Origin of the sequence: Wolbachia endosymbiont (group A) of Machimus atricapillus (assembly GCF_964027095.1) — a bacterium.
Taxonomy (GTDB): Bacteria; Pseudomonadota; Alphaproteobacteria; order Rickettsiales; family Anaplasmataceae; genus Wolbachia.
This window is the reverse complement of record NZ_OZ034727.1, coordinates 663,370-679,891: the sequence shown is the minus strand read 5'-3', so window position 1 is coordinate 679,891 and position 16,522 is coordinate 663,370. Positions and strand designations below refer to the sequence as shown.

13 protein-coding genes and 2 pseudogenes are annotated in these 16,522 nt (G+C 35.6%); 7 read left to right on the top strand and 8 right to left on the bottom strand.

Features of this window, described 5'->3' with window-relative positions; genetic code table 11:
• Positions 1 to 239: 239 nt before the first annotated feature.
• Positions 240 to 368 (bottom strand): hypothetical protein, encoded by a 129-nt coding sequence (locus AAGD68_RS03280; protein WP_264688292.1) that lies wholly within the window; start codon positions 366 to 368, stop codon positions 240 to 242.
• Positions 369 to 553: 185 nt separating this feature from the next.
• Here AAGD68_RS03280 and AAGD68_RS03275 point away from each other — a divergent pair.
• Positions 554 to 1,784: pseudogene (locus AAGD68_RS03275) on the top strand (IS256-like element ISWpi15 family transposase).
• Between the two features lie 19 nt (positions 1,785 to 1,803).
• On the opposite strand, the gene AAGD68_RS03270 reads toward AAGD68_RS03275, so the two are convergent.
• From AAGD68_RS03270 to AAGD68_RS03255, 4 genes are all read right to left on the bottom strand, one after another.
• Positions 1,804 to 3,690: a hypothetical protein gene (locus AAGD68_RS03270; protein ID WP_341814380.1), complete on the bottom strand. Its 1,887-nt coding sequence runs from the start codon at positions 3,688 to 3,690 to the stop codon at positions 1,804 to 1,806.
• Between the two features lie 711 nt (positions 3,691 to 4,401).
• The gene (locus tag AAGD68_RS03265; protein ID WP_341814379.1) at positions 4,402 to 5,115 is read right to left on the bottom strand and encodes a hypothetical protein; all 714 of its coding nucleotides are present in this window, start codon (positions 5,113 to 5,115) and stop codon (positions 4,402 to 4,404) included.
• Positions 5,116 to 5,265: 150 nt separating this feature from the next.
• Positions 5,266 to 6,024 carry a twin-arginine translocase subunit TatC gene (tatC, locus tag AAGD68_RS03260; RefSeq protein WP_253309061.1) on the bottom strand — a complete coding sequence of 253 codons (759 nt, stop codon included), beginning with the start codon at positions 6,022 to 6,024 and terminating at the stop codon, positions 5,266 to 5,268.
• Positions 6,021 to 7,118 carry a type I glyceraldehyde-3-phosphate dehydrogenase gene (locus AAGD68_RS03255; RefSeq protein WP_265045521.1) on the bottom strand — a complete coding sequence of 366 codons (1,098 nt, stop codon included), beginning with the start codon at positions 7,116 to 7,118 and terminating at the stop codon, positions 6,021 to 6,023. The genes tatC and AAGD68_RS03255 overlap by 4 nt, the downstream gene beginning before the upstream one ends.
• A gap of 591 nt (positions 7,119 to 7,709) precedes the next feature.
• Here AAGD68_RS03255 and AAGD68_RS03250 point away from each other — a divergent pair.
• The 3 genes from AAGD68_RS03250 to AAGD68_RS03240 all read left to right on the top strand — a co-directional run bounded on the left by AAGD68_RS03250 (position 7,710) and on the right by AAGD68_RS03240 (position 10,600).
• A complete protein-coding gene (locus tag AAGD68_RS03250) occupies positions 7,710 to 7,874 on the top strand; it encodes a hypothetical protein (RefSeq protein WP_264688295.1) in 165 nt (54 codons plus the stop codon).
• A gap of 440 nt (positions 7,875 to 8,314) precedes the next feature.
• Positions 8,315 to 8,848: an HK97 family phage prohead protease gene (locus tag AAGD68_RS03245; RefSeq protein WP_253309059.1), complete on the top strand. Its 534-nt coding sequence runs from the start codon at positions 8,315 to 8,317 to the stop codon at positions 8,846 to 8,848.
• Between the two features lie 222 nt (positions 8,849 to 9,070).
• Complete coding sequence (locus tag AAGD68_RS03240) at positions 9,071 to 10,600, top strand: hypothetical protein (RefSeq protein ID WP_341814378.1); 1,530 nt, start codon at positions 9,071 to 9,073, stop codon at positions 10,598 to 10,600.
• A 23-nt stretch (positions 10,601 to 10,623) separates the two neighbouring features.
• On the opposite strand, the pseudogene AAGD68_RS03235 reads toward AAGD68_RS03240, so the two are convergent.
• Positions 10,624 to 11,854 (bottom strand): annotated as a pseudogene (locus AAGD68_RS03235) (IS256-like element ISWpi15 family transposase).
• A gap of 82 nt (positions 11,855 to 11,936) precedes the next feature.
• Between AAGD68_RS03235 and AAGD68_RS03230 the strand changes: the two are divergent.
• The gene (locus AAGD68_RS03230; RefSeq protein ID WP_265044901.1) at positions 11,937 to 12,683 is read left to right on the top strand and encodes a hypothetical protein; all 747 of its coding nucleotides are present in this window, start codon (positions 11,937 to 11,939) and stop codon (positions 12,681 to 12,683) included.
• On the opposite strand, the gene AAGD68_RS03225 is transcribed toward AAGD68_RS03230, so the two are convergent.
• Both AAGD68_RS03225 and AAGD68_RS03220 read right to left on the bottom strand, forming a co-directional pair.
• On the bottom strand, positions 12,667 to 13,839 hold the full coding sequence (locus tag AAGD68_RS03225; RefSeq protein WP_341814377.1) for a CCA tRNA nucleotidyltransferase: 1,173 nt from the start codon (positions 13,837 to 13,839) through the stop codon (positions 12,667 to 12,669). The genes AAGD68_RS03230 and AAGD68_RS03225 overlap by 17 nt on opposite strands.
• An 82-nt stretch (positions 13,840 to 13,921) precedes the next feature.
• Positions 13,922 to 15,028, bottom strand: a complete 1,107-nt coding sequence (locus AAGD68_RS03220) for a hypothetical protein (protein WP_341814376.1) — start codon at positions 15,026 to 15,028, stop codon at positions 13,922 to 13,924.
• A gap of 118 nt (positions 15,029 to 15,146) precedes the next feature.
• On the opposite strand from AAGD68_RS03220, the gene ychF reads away from it, so the two are divergent.
• On the top strand, positions 15,147 to 16,241 hold the full coding sequence (gene ychF, locus AAGD68_RS03215) for a redox-regulated ATPase YchF (RefSeq protein WP_253308924.1): 1,095 nt from the start codon (positions 15,147 to 15,149) through the stop codon (positions 16,239 to 16,241).
• Positions 16,234 to 16,428, top strand: a complete 195-nt coding sequence (locus tag AAGD68_RS06765; protein ID WP_410529701.1) for a hypothetical protein — start codon at positions 16,234 to 16,236, stop codon at positions 16,426 to 16,428. The genes ychF and AAGD68_RS06765 overlap by 8 nt, the downstream gene beginning before the upstream one ends.
• Positions 16,429 to 16,522: the final 94 nt, after the last annotated feature.

The window sequence follows — 16,522 nt, the reverse complement described above, 5'->3', positions numbered from 1 at the left end:
TCCGAATGATCCACCTGGTTTTTTATCTAATTATTTAAGCAATACCACTCTCTTTCTGGAAACTTGATTATGATAAAGTAAAAGTTATTTCTTTACAAAATTATAGACAAAAAATGCAAGAATTTCCGAATGATCCACCTAGTTTTTTATCTAGTTATTTAAGTTTCCTTTATCGCCTCCCATATCTGCAAAGTTATAAATACAACTAGAAGGGTAGGGGATAAAAGTTCGTTATTTCACTATATTAGGTCATCATGTTGGTGATAATCTGAGTAATTGCCTACGTAATTTTCGTCAGCATCGTGATTAACATCAGGTTTAAGCAAAGAAAGATTATCATCGGATTGTTCTTCTGATAAGTTAAGCAAAGAAAGATTGTTATCAGATTGTTCTTCCTCTTTAGACCCAAATAACCATGAAAAGAATGATGAGATAGAATCAATAACGGATTTAATTGCTGGAAAAATATTGGATAAGAAATGGGAGTGTTAAATAAACTGTGTCAAACCGAAAAAAAAGTAATAAATTGATATAAAAAAATGGAGGTTTGACAATGAGTCAGAAAGTAGTAAACAGAACTACCGGTTTGGTAGATTATAAAGAATTAGAAACAAATATCCTGTCGTCTATACGAGAAGGAAGACCGTTGACAGGAAGAGATGGAGCATTAACACCGTTTATAAAAAAGTTGCTGGAGGTAAGCCTGGAAGGTGAAATAGAAAACCACTTGTCGGCTGAAAGCGAAGAGAATAATCGAAGAAATGGGAGGAATGCAAAGACTTTACGTACAAGCGCAGGGTCATTTGAACTTTTGACGCCAAGAGATAGGGAAGGAAGTTTCGAACCACAAATAGTCAAAAAAAGGCAAACAAACTTACATCCAGAGCTTGAAACGAAGATTTTGAGCACATTTGCCAGTGGTATGGGCTATAGAGATATAGTGTCACATGTTGAGGAAATTTATGATCACAAAATATCGGTGGCAGAGATATCAAGTATTACTGACAAATTGCTACCAGTAATCAACGAATGGCGTAGTCGCCCGCTGCAGTCTGTATATCCGATAGTTTTCATGGTTTTTTAAAGTCAAAGAGGACGGGCATTGCGTAAGTAAATGCATGTATAACATATTAGGCATAGATCAAAATGGCAAAAAAGAAGTATTAGGTTTTTATTTGGCTGAAAGTGAAGGAGCTAACTTCTGGTTGGGAGTGCTAAATGACCTCAAAGAAAGAGGAGTAGAAGATATCCTTATTGCCTGCGTTGATGGGCTGAAAAGCTTTCCTGCAGCTATAAACAGTGTCTTTCCTAATGCGGAAGTGCAGATGTGTATAGTGCATCAGATACGCAACTCACTGAAGTATGTGGCCAGTAAAGATGCGAAGAGTTTTTTGAGCGATTTAAAGAAGGTATATCAAGCTTCAAGCAAGGAAATTGCCGAGAATTATCTGTTGGAATTGGATGAAAAATGGGGCACAAAGTACCCTATGGTTATAAAATCTTGGCAGAATAATTGGGAAAACTTGTCTGGTTATTTTAAGTATTCTGGTCCAGTTAGGAGGATAATCTACACCACCAATCCCATAGAGGGGCTACATAGGCAAATTAGGAAATTCACTAAGACCAAAGGCTCATTTACCAGCATAAATGCCTTGCATAAGCAGGTATATTGTGCTATAAAGAAGGCAGAGGAAAAGTGGACGATGCCTGTACATGATTGGGCATTAACTATCTCTCAACTTGATGTTTTCTTTCCTGGCAGATTGAAAATTGAGTTGAACTAAAAATGCGGTTTGACACAGTTTATTTAACACTCCCTAAGAAATTACTGGGTTGCTGAGTGTCTTGCTGGTTACTTTTTTCCTCTTCTACATCTACATTACTTTGCTCTACTTCATTTGATTTTTCCACCTCTTGTTCAGGTTTACTTCTGCTTATATCCTCTTTGGATTCTTTTCCTGATTCTGGTTCAGGCTCTTTTCCTGGTTTTGGATCTGTGTCATCCACATCTTCTTCAGACTTACTTCTGCTTATAAGTGTCTTATCTAACCATTCGGACATATTCTTGTCTGGATTATGAAAATACATTCGACTTATCTCCTTATTTTCATCAATAGAAATTACTACAGTTGCATTCTGACTTAATGGCCCCTCATTTAATCCATCACATTCACTAATGAGCGATTCATGAGAGTTCTTAATGTCTTTGATAAATTGAAGTTTTTCTTTTTCTGAAAAGTACTCGCATTTTACGTTATAAGTGGTGCCTTTGTATTTAAAACTAAACATCGATCCATGGTCTTTATATTCATCTACTAGTTCATGAATATTCTTGACATTTTGTATAGCTTTAAATTTTTCTTCTTCTGAAAGGTTCTTGTGATATTTATAAAGTGTACCTTTATATTTAAATTGAAACATCGATCCACGGTCTTCATATTCATCTAGTCCAGAATTCTTGACACGTTGTATAATTTGAAATTTCTCTTCTTCTGAAAGGTCCTTGCGGTATATACTACCAGTTGTATCTTTATATTTAAATTGAAACATCGATCCACGGTCTTCATATTCATCTAGTCCAGAATTCTTGACACGTTGTATAATTTGAAATTTTTCTTCTTCTGAAAAATCCTTGCGGTATATACTACCAGTTGTACCTTTGTATTTAAAACTAAACATCGATCCATGGTCTTTATATTCATCTACTAGTTCATGAATATTCTTGACATTTTGTATAGCTTTAAATTTTTCTTCTTCTGAAAGGTTCTTGTGATATTTATAAAGTGTACCTTTATATTTAAATTGAAACATCGATCCACGGTCTTCATATTCATCTAGTCCAGAATTCTTGACACGTTGTATAATTTGAAATTTCTCTTCTTCTGAAAGATCCTTGCGGTATATACTACCAGTTGTATCTTTATATTTAAATTGAAACATCGATCCATGGTCTTTATATTCATCTACACCCATCTGCTTGCAAATAGCTTTATAATTTTTTTCTTCTACTTCAAGTCCAATTGCATTTGCCATCAGCTGATTATTTATACGGTCTAACTCCTCTACTTTTGCTTCGGAAAGCTTAAATTGAAACACATGACCGAATTCATGGGCTAAAACGTTGTCCGTATAAGCGTCTTTATAGAGCAATACGCTTTCTCCGTTCGTCATCCCACCAGAAATATTGAGCGAAGATTGACTCCGTGAAAACCCAGGAACCAAAGTGCCATATCTCCTATAATCATCTCCATTATTAAAAATATAGGTATGCACAGTAACTTGAATATTACTAGCAATACAAAACTTTGCTTTATATGCTTCATAAGCATTTTTAATATCGAGCTTCATTTGCTCCTGTTCTTGTTGCGATACATTGTCATAATGTATTACGCAATTCAACTTTCCGTATTCAAAATTAAATTGATTAGGCAGCACATCTTGTACTCCTACGTATTTTGTATTCTCACCAAAGTTTCTTGATTGTGCAGTTTTATATAAATTATTATAGTATGTAAAAGAGTTTCCGTTAGGCAACTTAGGTATTTGTGCAATCGTTCTTCCATGGTTGTCGTGGAAAGAAATTTTAGAATCACCAATCCTAAAATCCGTTATAGATTGCCCGCAAGTACCATCGTTTGCACAATCGTGATTATCTTTCTTATAAAACCATGCGTTAGTGTATTTTCCCATTTTGATACCTCACTACCAAACCTTACTATATTATTATCTTGGTAAAAATCATAATAATTCGTTAACTTGTATTTTAAATCTGTATATCAAATGTACTTTTCTCATAAAGTGCCAATTGTGAAGCTAATGAACTTTATTTGTTTAAAATTTTGCTGAAATAGCTCTTTTTATACTATGTTTTATATAGCTAAACTGACTTAGATTTACCGACAATTTGAAAAACGACAAATTCGTCATCCCGCTACTAGTTAGCGGAATCTATGCCGAGATACCGCGGCGGTATGACGTAGGAAAACCTTTCTTAGGTTAGCTATAGTTCGCTATATTATGTGATTTTATTTTTAGCGTTGCTTCTTATATTATGTGATTTTATTTTCCATAATGTATATTATGTAATTTTCAATGCTAATAAAACTACTTCCCAACCTTTTAAACAGCAACTTGTCGAACCTCCAGATTAGTACTTAAGAGAAAGTGTTAAAGTATCTCTTTAAGTATTATATATTAGTATTTGGAGATCATACTTATTATAGATCTCCAAAGTACTCATAACGCGTAAACTATGTATTCCACTGGGTTATCAACCAAGTTATTCACAATGCCGTGAATAACCTCAATATATGCTTAAATAAGAAAATTGGTATTTCGGTAAAAGACAAGGAAGAAGGCTTCTTCCTTCTACTGTTTTTAACTTAACTATATGGCGAATTTCTAAGCAGGTACCTTTTCTTTTTCTTCTTGTGCGTGAGCTTCTTCTAGTCTACCACTAGGTTTTAATACTGCATATGTAATAACGCCAGCAACAATCCCGACTGCCAGCGCAGCAGCTACAGCTATGCCAACTATAGCTAATACTGATAATTGAACACCGGCAACACCACATCCAACACCGACTGCCAATGCAGCTATAACACCACAAGTGATACCAATTCCTATTGCTTTATTAGTTACTTGTTTAGTTTCTATCTCATGTTTCTCTTTCATTTTATCATTAAAACCTTTGGCAAAACCCTTGGCAAAACCCTTGGCAAAACTCTCGACAAAACTCTCGACAAAATCCCCAAGTTCATCAAAAAGCATTTGCTTGTCTTCAGGCGGCGTCCCATCAAATTTTACAACGTTGGGGAATTCAATATTTATAATCTCAGCATTTAATATTTCATCAAGTGATATATCTTTCTTTGTCATCTCATCAGAAATAACTTTCAAGCCTTCTTGATTCTTAATAACTCTACTATAGTAAAATAGTTTTTTAGTATATCTTTCACCATTTTTGAACTCTATGGTTGTACCACGAGCACTAAGAACTGCTAGTAAATCATCTTTTGAAACTCCTTGTAGAATTTCAGCAACGTTACCATGATCTTTTATTGCGTTCTGTAACCGATCATATAATTTCCTTTGTTCTTCTGTTAAACCAAACATACAATTACTCCCATAAGTCTACTAAGTTTAATTATTGCATGTTTTATGTAAAAAATCAAATACAAAAAGTCTTATTAGGAATTATCACACACACTCAAACAAGAGAAAGGTGCTTGTGCTCGAAAAAGAACGTTACAAATACATATTTATTCAAACCTTTGCCTTCTTCTCAATATACCTACATATCAAAATGGACAATTCATATAGAATCAGCATTGGTATTGCAAGCCCTACTTGGCTTAATACATCAGGTGGAGTTAAGATTGCAGCGATAATAAAAATTACCACTATCGCGATTCTGCGTTTATTTGACAAACTTTGTGTAGTGAGTAACCCTACTCTCACCATCAATGTGAGTATTACTGGAATTTGAAATGCAGTGCCAAATGCAAACATAAATTGGAGAACGAGGTCTAAATATTCGCTAACTGATGGCATAAACTCTATCGGTATATCGAAGGATTTACCACTGTGTTCGAAGTTGATAAAAAACTTCCAGGCTAAAGGAAATATATAGTAATAGACTACAGTAGCTCCCGTTACAAATAAAACCGGGGTTGCAATTAAGTATGGCAACAACACTGCCCTTTCACTTTTATATAACCCAGGTGCTAAGAACATATAGAATTGCCATGCAAACACAGGAAAAGAAAACAAAAGTGCGCTCATTATTGCGACTCTAAGATACACAAAAAATGCCTCTGTTAAGTCTGTGTAAATTAAAGAAAAACCTTCGCTATCTTTTGTTGCTTCTATTAAAGGTGCAAGTAAAAAACGGTATATATTTTCCTTAAAGTAGTAACAAAAACCAAAAGTAACGCAAAAAAATAGAAAGCAAAAGATAACTCTTTTTCTGAGTTCCGCAAAGTGCTCACAAAATGAAGCATATTTGTTTGGGTTTCCATTCATACTTTACTATGGCTCAATAATGCTATGTCTAACATTCTCAGCGAAAAAGCCCACTCATTGTCATACCACGCTGCAACTCTACAGATGTCGCCTGTAACATATGTACCAGTTGAATCCACAATTGCGCTATAAGGGTTATGCACAAAGTCTATTGAAACTAAAGGTTCCGTGCATATAGAAAGTACATTTGACATTGGAGAACCCTCTGTCATCCTAGTACCCTCTGATGTCATCCGAGTAGCTGACACTGGGATCCAGAAATTAGATTCCAGCGTCACGCGCTGGAATGACGTAGAGGAGAGAGCTGCATCCTTAAACATTTCATTTATTTCTTTAACGGTCGCTTTCTTATCAGTCGTAAATTTAAAATCAACCATAGAAACATTGCTAACTGGAACTCTGACGGCAGTGCCATCTAGCTTTCCCTTTAATTCAGGAATTACAGAACCGATTGTTTTTGCTGCCCCGGTTGTAGTTGGCACCATAGATAATCCGCAAGCCCTTGCTCTGCATAAGTCTCTATGATTGCCATCAAGAACATTTTGATCATTCGTATAGGCATGTATAGTAGTCATAAAGCCACTTTTTATACCTAGATTAGAGTGTAGGACTTTCACAATCGGAGCAAGGCAATTTGTAGTGCAAGAACCTGCTGATATTACTTTATGCTCTTTTTTGAGCATATCATTATTCACACCATAAACTATAGTTACATCAGCATCTGGAACTGGAGCAGAGACAATCACTTTCTCTGCATTGTGCCTTATTGCTTCTTCACGCTTGTTAAATGCACCAGTACATTCAAGTATTACATCAACATTCCAAGGAATATTTTCAGGGCTCCGTTCTCTATATAAAGAAAATTTTCTGCCATTTATAGATAGCCAATTTTGAGACTCATTAAAGTCAATATCACCACTGAATTTGCCATGAACAGAATCATATTTAATCAAATGTTCATGCTGCTTTGCACTGAGCGATCCATTCACAGCTACAACTTCTATTTGTTTGCTATATTCTTCTATTTCGAAAATAGCACGCAATACGCCTCTGCCTATTCTACCCAGACCATTAATTCCTACACGAATCGTCATCTCTTCATTCAAAAAATTTAATTATAGAGGATATCACTTGATATTTCATTCTATTCTTTTGCTTTTCTATCGATATGAACATTATAGCAAGGAGACAGGGCTAAAAAATTGCTTTACAAACTCCGCCAGCCCCCTTATCATGATAGTGAAGGTATTCAGTTATCTTCATCTGTGCAGATTAAACAGCAAGAAAACAACGTAGTTGGCGTCTTATTTTTAATTTTTTGCACTATGTGCACCTTATGTCTTCACAACATTTCTGGGTTTTTACCCACACAAGCTGAAACGCGCTTATAAGTCGTTTAAGACAGTATAGTACGCCAATTTGCAGGATTAGAGAGTGAACACTAATTACCACGGGGTTTCTTTTGCCTTTTTTTCTGCTTAGTAAATTTCTTAAACATTTTAGTTAAGGTTAGTTGCACTTAAAAGCAGCTAAATTGCAGTGTTTAAGACTTAAAAAACGCCAATACAGAAAATAGACAATGACTAGGGCTTCTTTTGCCTTTTTTTTCGTTTGGTAAATTTCTTAACGTTTGTAGCTAAAAGAGCCCAAGAGAGGTGTCATCCCGCTGCTTGTTAGCGGGATCTATGTTAAGAGATACCGCGAATGAATCGCGGTATGACGTAGGACTGCTGTCATCCCAGTGCCCCTATGATGTCATTCCAGTCTGGAATCTAGCCTTTATTATTTGGTTGAAATTAAGTCTTCTGGATCCCAGTGTCAGCTACTTTCATAACATCATCATAAAGTAAAATGAGATCCCAGTGTTAGCTACTTGGATGACAGGGGAAGGTATTAGGATGACACCGTCATAAAGTAAAATGAGATCCCAGTGTCACGCACTGGGATGACATTATAGGGGCTACTGGGATGACATTATAGAGAGGCACTGGGATGACAGCTACCCTGACAATCGTCATCCCGCTGCTTGTTAGCGGGATCTAGAGATACCGCGGCAGTATGACGGTTCGCGGTGGCATCTCGTTATCCCGCTGCTTGTTAGCGGGATCTAGAGATACCGCGGCGGTATGACGTAGAAGCTATACTTTTATAACCCAGTGTCCAATCTGGATTCCAGTTAGCGTTTTTAGTAACTAAGAAAAGTGCTTCCCCTTTTTAGAGAACTGCATATAATAGATTTGACATTGCAGTGCATTGTGCAAACAAAATTCCCAATACTACAGGAGGCTTTATGAATAAGAAATTTCTCTATTCACCATTGTCAATAAAAAGCATAGGAGAAAACGGTGTATTTTCTGGTTATGCTAGCGTTTTTAATATAGTTGATAAACAAAATGACCTGATCTTACCCGGAGCATTTAAGGAAAATTTAAACAGAAATAAAATAAAACTCCTTTGGCAGCACAATCCAGGTGAACCTATAGGTAATATTATAGATATTTGCGAAAATGATGTTGGCCTGTATATAACCGCACACTTACTTTTGGGCATCCAAAAAGCAAAGGAAGCGTACTTAATGCTCAAAACTGGAGTAATCAATGGACTTTCCATCGGCTATATACCTATAGAGTATGATGTTGATCATAAAAGCGGAGCTAGAGTGTTAAAACAAGTGGAATTATGGGAAGTCAGTTTGGTCACTTTTCCTGCAAACTTAGCTGCTCAGGTAATCAATGTGAAAAATCAGAACAATGAACAGGAAATGTTAGCAAGAGCGATAGAAAAAGCAAATGCTGTACTTACAGACATGTACATTTCTGCTTAAAGTGTATTATGCGGGCAAAGACTTTACCATAATTTGATACCTGCGTTAGTATTTATTTAACATTTATACTAATATATATAACTTTACTACTGTTAAAATTTTCTGTAAATCGAAGTTAAAAAATAAGGTAATTTTATGCTAAATACTAACAATACGGTTAATTATGAAATTAATGTTAAATGAAAGGAAAAAAAATACAGTTGGTCTACTGTATTTGCTTGGTTGTACTTAAAAACGATTGGACGAATACTACCAAAGAAATGGAACAAATGGGCGGAAAATATTCTATCTAATAAAGTAACATTTCAAGATACGACAATGCAGACCGAATGTGTTGAAACAACGGATAAAAATATTGGAGCTGACTTAAAACCTGAGGTTGCAGAAAAAGGGAGCCAGAGTGAAGTAATAAGTAAGGATGGAGAGGTTCAAACTGAAGAAAATAGTGAGTTCACTGATGAGAGTTGTTTTGATACTATAGTAAATGATGAATTCATTGATGAAGAATACGATAGTATGGAAGAAGTAAGCATAGAGGAGGAAGGTGTAAGTCAGGAACTAGAACTTGAGCGTTTACAAAATGCCTTCTTAAAAAAGGAAAATGAGGATTTGGAATCTAAACTTGCAGAATGCAAAGAAGAGTTGGTAGAGGTGAAAGAAAAAGACACGAAAATAAATAGTTTAATGCGGTTAAATGAAGGATTAGATGAAGATAAAAAGGAAATGGATGCTAAAAATAACGAACAACAGCGCACTATATCTGATCAAGAGAAAAGAATAAGAGAGCAAGAAGCTTTCATTAAATCACTTATCGATAAAAATAAAGATATAAATGAGGCTGTTAAGAAAGACAATGAAGATTTGCAAGCGCAAGTAACAAAACTCAAGGAAAATTTATCTGTAAAAGAGAAGGAGTCAACAGAACAATTGGAGAAGATAAATTGTCTACAGCAAAAAGAAACAGAATTGAAGCAAGAAAGAAAGGAAGATGTTGAATTAAAAGACAGAATTAATGCTTTAAATAGTGAAAAAGAGGAGCAGTTAAAAGCTATGAAAGAAGAACGCAAAATGCATGAGGAAAGTCAGCGTGAGTTAGAACGCAAATTAGAGAGCTTGGGAAGTCAATTAAGAACTGCTGAAGTAGAGAAAAAGAGCTCAGAAAATGAGATTGCTAGGTTGCAAGAACAAGTGCAGATCTTAGAAGGAAGTAAAGAATGGGAGTTAGCTGGAATAGGTGATACCTTAAATAAAACTTCTTTGAGCGTGATGGAATTGTTAGCGCAGCAACTACCACTAAATAATCAAGAGCAACAACTACAGGGAAAAAAAGTTGACTTAGAAGATAAATTAAAAATTTTAATCAGTCAGCTAAACGCTACTGAAGAAGAAAAGCAGATCTTAGAAGGAAATAAAGCTGAAGAAATAGAAAGACTAAAGGCAGAATTGGAGAGAAAATTAGAGTCTTCACAAGGGGATAATAAAAAGTTACAAGAGCAAGTTGAACATCTGAATGTAGAATTAGAAAAAGTAAGAAGTGTTGCAATGTCATCTGTTAAAGCGCATACAGACACACTTGGAGAAAATTACGAGTTGAAAATACAGCAAGTTGAAAATTCAACAGCTGAAGATGAACAACAAAATGGGAAGTTAACAGAGAAAGATACACAAGAACAGACAAAAGCTCAAGGATCAAGTATAATAAGCTTAAAGCCAGCATCTACTAAAAAATCACTTAATTATTGGGAGTGTTAAATAAACTGTGTCAAACCGCATTTTTAGTTCAACTCAATTTTCAATCTGCCAGGAAAGAAAACATCAAGTTGAGAGATAGTTAATGCCCAATCATGTACAGGCATCGTCCACTTTTCCTCTGCCTTCTTTATAGCACAATATACCTGCTTATGCAAGGCATTTATGCTGGTAAATGAGCCTTTGGTCTTAGTGAATTTCCTAATTTGCCTATGTAGCCCCTCTATGGGATTGGTGGTGTAGATTATCCTCCTAACTGGACCAGAATACTTAAAATAACCAGACAAGTTTTCCCAATTATTCTGCCAAGATTTTATAACCATAGGGTACTTTGTGCCCCATTTTTCATCCAATTCCAACAGATAATTCTCGGCAATTTCCTTGCTTGAAGCTTGATATACCTTCTTTAAATCGCTCAAAAAACTCTTCGCATCTTTACTGGCCACATACTTCAGTGAGTTGCGTATCTGATGCACTATACACATCTGCACTTCCGCATTAGGAAAGACACTGTTTATAGCTGCAGGAAAGCTTTTCAGCCCATCAACGCAGGCAATAAGGATATCTTCTACTCCTCTTTCTTTGAGGTCATTTAGCACTCCCAACCAGAAGTTAGCTCCTTCACTTTCAGCCAAATAAAAACCTAATACTTCTTTTTTGCCATTTTGATCTATGCCTAATATGTTATACATGCATTTACTTACGCAATGCCCGTCCTCTTTGACTTTAAAAAACCATGAAAACTATCGGATATACAGACTGCAGCGGGCGACTACGCCATTCGTTGATTACTGGTAGCAATTTGTCAGTAATACTTGATATCTCTGCCACCGATATTTTGTGATCATAAATTTCCTCAACATGTGACACTATATCTCTATAGCCCATACCACTGGCAAATGTGCTCAAAATCTTCGTTTCAAGCTCTGGATGTAAGTTTGTTTGCCTTTTTTTGACTATTTGTGGTTCGAAACTTCCTTCCCTATCTCTTGGCGTCAAAAGTTCAAATGACCCTGCGCTTGTACGTAAAGTCTTTGCATTCCTCCCATTTCTTCGATTATTCTCTTCGCTTTCAGCCGACAAGTGGTTTTCTATTTCACCTTCCAGGCTTACCTCCAGCAACTTTTTTATAAACGGTGTTAATGCTCCATCTCTTCCTGTCAACGGTCTTCCTTCTCGTATAGACGACAGGATATTTGTTTCTAATTCTTTATAATCTACCAAACCGGTAGTTCTGTTTACTACTTTCTGACTCATTGTCAAACCTCCATTTTTTTATATCAATTTATTACTTTTTTTTCGGTTTGACACAGTTTATTTAACACTCCCTAATTATTCTATGAAATCAACTCAGTCAAACGTTTCAAAGGTTTTCTATAAGCTTTTTAGGGATAAGAATCTTGATGACTTTTTATCTAGGAAAAACGAGGAGTTAAAAAAAGGTTTTCCTGAATTTAAAGAAAAGCACTTTTGCCATAACGTGCTTGATGAAACCATAAAATCTCTATCAAATAAAAATAGTGGAAAATTTGAAAGTAAAGAATTACTTAAATTATTAGAAAGTAATTTAAAACAATCCGCAAGGGAGATCATAGAAGCCAAGGTTAAAGAAGTTGTCAACAAACATTGTAACATTGGAGAAAATGTAGGTAAAGAACCACGAGATGGCACGTTAAAAGCCAAGTTGTCATCTTCTGTTGTAAAATGTGTAAAAAAATTAGAATTTAACAAACAAGAAGGGGTAAATAAGATTGTAGACTCTATCTTGTACAGCTTTAATAGCAAGAATAATAATAATAACGACTCAGGAGAATTACTTAAAGAAATTGTTACAGGAAAATTAACAGAGGCTAAAATGAAATGTTTTTCAAATAAGATTCAAGAGTTACAACTGACACCAAGTATAAGAGATAAATTTTTATCTCCAGATCAGAAAATGTGTAATCAAACTCAAGGAGGAGTAAACGAATACCAATTAACAGAAAAAGCTAAAAAAGAATACACACCTAATTCCTCGATGAGTCACACTAATATTGCAAGCATACATTCATTGAACAGTTGGAAAGCAGTTAGAGTAGGCTCTTAGCATAAAGCACCAGCTCCTCTTTTGTTAAAGTGTAGGAGCTGTCTTCCCAATGTTGTTTTAGCAATTCCAAGCTCCTACCTAAACTTTTTCCTGGCTGGTGACCTATACTTATTAAATCATCGCCAGATAAAGGAAATTTTGGAATATTGAATGTATTAGCAAACGAAATGTATTTATCAACATTTTCTCCAGACTTAACACCACAAATTTTTACTAAATCACAATATAATTCTCTACCAAATAAAGATATGTATTTTTTTTGCTCTTTTTCTGAAAGTTCTGTTTTGATATCGTTGGATAGTAAAAATAGCAGCTTTTTCTTTTGCTTGTTTGAAAGACGTAAAAATTTGCTTACATATTCTCCAAGACTTAGCCTGTCATTTTTGGTGGTCCTAAGGAGTAACGCTAATTTTACTAGTGCATCAGTGCCGAAAAGAAGTGACGAAGACAGAATTTCGCATTTTACTTCTTTTGGGATAATCTTTTGCAAAACATCAGATTCTTGCATGCTCTTAAGTGTTGGAAAAGGATCATTGCACTCCAGCAATTTAAGTATTTCATCTCTTATTCTCTCTCCAGAGAGGTTTTGGATCATATGCGAATGCTTTTTGCATACGCTTAGTATTTCATCACTCAAATCTCCGACACATATTTTTGCATGAAAACGAAATGCTCTTAAAATACGTAGATAGTCTTCTTCAATTCTATCTTCAGCGTTGCCTATAAAGTTTAACCTTCGCGCCTTTAAGTCCTCTATACCACCAAAGTAATCATATATATGGCCATGCTTATCTGCATATAGAGCGTTAAATGTAAAGTCACGCCTTGAAGCATCAGCTTGCCAATTATTAGTAAATTCTACTTTCGCATGCCTGCCATCACATTTCACATCATGCCTTAATGTTGTAATTTCAAAAGACCTCTGATTTAAGATCGCAGTTATAGTTCCATGTTTTAAGCCAGTTGGAATAGTTTTTATATTACGGAGTTTTAGCGCTTTCATCACCTGATCAGGAAGCAAATTGGTAGCGAGATCAATATCATGGACATCACGCTGCAAAATTGAGTCTCTCACACACCCGCCGACAAGCCTAGCCTCACCACCAAATTTCTCTATGGCATCGATGATTAAACTAGTTTCATGGTCAACTTGCATTTAGGTTAGTATGTACTGCAAGTTCATATTATATGAAATGCTTGCAAAAGCCCTATATAAAAATATACAGGGCTATGAAAATTTACTTTACAAGTATTGGTTGCTGATGATGAAATGCTTTTTCCACCCTTGTTCCTTCAATACCACACGATGGGTTCAAAGAGTCTTGCTCTTCAGAGCGCTCTATGTATTGCTTTATATCACTAACGCACTGCCCTACAACAACATCAATTTTTCTATCAGCATTTTCTGCCAATAACTCATCAAATCTCTTCTCAACCTTTGCTCTCTCAGAGATATCCTTTGAAACGTTACAATATTCCAAGATCTCATCTACCTGAAGTTTTTTTGCTAATAGAAAGTCTTCTTGCTCTTGCTGCTGTCTTATTAATTCTTGAGTTACAATTTCAGCTCTAGAGTAATGATTCCCTCCAAGATATATTGTTTCTCGCTCTTTACTACCCCATAACTCGTCATTTAATTTATAACTCTCACGATTAAATACCTGATTTAACTGATCATCATTATTTATCATTTGTGGATCTGGCTCAAACTTTTTTTGCTCCTCGCTATTATTATCTTTGTAGTAGACATTAATTTCAATGTTAGCTAAAGAAGCTAACATACTAATTTCTCCAATGAAAGGAAAATAACTTTTACTTTCTATTGCTTCTAGATAGGCTTGATAGAGTTCAGGTTTGTCAAGAAATGAGCGTGTAATAAATTCACTGTTATATTGGACATCGTACTCATTTTCACCAAGGGCCTCTGCATATTCTCTTAAATCACGCATAGCTTGATCATGCGATATATTAAATTTGCTAACAGCTTTACTTACTAACCTCTTCACATTACCTTCAGCATTTTTAATTTTCCTATTTGTTTGCTCAACCAACTCCTTTATTCTATCAGACTTACCAGTTAAATCCCCTGGCTTGTTTAAAAACATATTAAAAACATTTTCTAGATGATCTCTTAAAGGAGCTGGCATACTTGCATCATCCAATGACTCAAACTGACTTAAAAATTTGTGCCATTCCATTCTCATATCTTGCGCTCTTTCAGCTTTATATGGACCAGAGCTATTATCACCAAACACAGCATGAAAAAAACAATTGCCATCGCCCGCAGTATTATACTTAACTACTTGGCTATTAGTTGGTAATTTCCGTTCCCTAGATTGAAGCATAATTTTTACCTTAATTTAAGCTATATATTACTATACCAACAAAACTGTCAATAAGTAACTAATTAAGTATAGCAGAAATTCTTAAATTGTGCAATAATTATGGCTTTAAATAGCAAATATGAGCTTTAACTGTGGTATAGTTGGGTTACCAAACATAGGAAAATCAACCTTATTTAATGCACTTACAGAGTCAAGTGCAGCCGAAGCTGCAAATTATCCTTTTTGCACAATCGAGCCAAATATAGGCAAGATTTCGATAAAAGATCAGCGTTTGAAACAAATCGCAGCAATTGCCGGTTCAGAGAAGATAATTTATAATCAATTAGAAGTTGTGGATATTGCAGGTCTTGTAAAGGGCGCAAGCAAAGGTGAAGGACTCGGCAATAAATTTTTAAGCCATATCAGAGAAGTTGATGCCATCGTGCATCTGCTCAGGTGCTTTACGGATGACGATATCAGCCATGTACACAGTAAAATAGATCCAATATCAGATGCTGAAGTGGTGGAAATGGAATTAATCCTAGCTGATATTGACAGCATAGAAAAAAGGCTTCCTCAATTGGAAAAGAAAGCAAAACAAGGTGATAAAGAGCTAAAGAGACAACTTGAATTAATGCAAGAGGTATTAGCTACTTTAAAACTCGGTAAACCTGCAAGAAGTTTGGAAAACATGGACGAAGCCGAGATGAAGTCGCTTCAATTGCTCACAACAAAGCCCGTTATGTACGTTTGCAATGTTGAAGATACAAATGTTATAACTGGCAATGAATTATCTAGAAAGGTAGAGAGAATGGCGGAGGAAAATAAAAGCAAATTTTATTGCATTTCAGCAAAACTTGAAGCAGATATTGCAAATCTTGATAGTGAAGAGGAAAAACAGAGTTTTTTATCAGAATTTGGCTTACAAGAATCAGGCCTTGATGGGGTAGCGCGTATTATGTATGAAGTGCTGAGTATGATAACTTTCTTTACTGTGGGCCCCAAAGAAGCACGGGCATGGCCAGTAAAAATAGGATCAACAGCTGATAAGGCAGCAGGTGTAATCCACACTGATTTTGAGAAAGGCTTCATAAAAGCAGAAACTATAAGCTTTGCAGACTACATAAAGTATGGAAGTGAATCAGCTTGCAAAGACGCAGGAAAAATTCGCTTTGAAGGCAGAGATTATATCGTACAAGATGGTGATATAATGCACTTTAGGTTTAATGTGTAGTTTATTATGCAGCCACTTATTTAAAGTTAAGTTTTCTGGATCCCAGTGTCTGGGCACTGGGATGACAAGAAAGGGAGCACTGGAATTTTTGTTTCAATATTTGTACATTAGCCATGCATCTGAACAGATACCTCCCCTAAACGGATACACTGTAGAAGGAGAGTTTCTTCTCCCCAGTAAAGACTAGATTCCAGACTGGAATGACAGCAGTCCTACGTCATACCGCGATTCATTCGCGGTATCTCTTAGCATAGATCCCGCTAACAAGTAGCGGGATGACG